This window comes from Pseudoalteromonas sp. S2755 (assembly GCF_005886535.1).
Lineage (GTDB): Bacteria > Pseudomonadota > Gammaproteobacteria > Enterobacterales > Alteromonadaceae > Pseudoalteromonas.
This window is the reverse complement of sequence record NZ_PNDS01000018.1, coordinates 1-267: the sequence shown is the minus strand read 5'-3', so window position 1 is coordinate 267 and position 267 is coordinate 1. Positions and strand designations below refer to the sequence as shown.

Here is a 267-nt window from a genome sequence, read left to right as displayed (position 1 = left end):
CTCTCCCAGCTGAGCTATAGCCCCACATTACTAGGATAACATTGTTTGCTTTACCAAACTTCTTATTGAGGCAAGGCATTAAGTGAGGACGTTTAGTCTTTCCTAAACGACGAGCTTAATAACGCAGCATCGGCAAGAGGTGGTGGGTCTGAGTAGACTTGAACTACCGACCTCACGCTTATCAGGCGTGCGCTCTAACCAGCTGAGCTACAGACCCAAACAATGTTTGTGTTCTCTAATTCTAATCAACAATCATCTGTGTGGACA

The 267-nt window shown here is 45.3% G+C and carries 1 tRNA gene; it reads right to left on the bottom strand.

Annotation, left to right across the window (positions count from 1 at the left end):
- Positions 1–140 precede the first annotated feature (140 nt).
- A tRNA-Ile gene (locus CWC03_RS03805) sits at positions 141–217 on the bottom strand.
- Between the last annotated feature and the right edge of the window lie 50 nt (positions 218–267).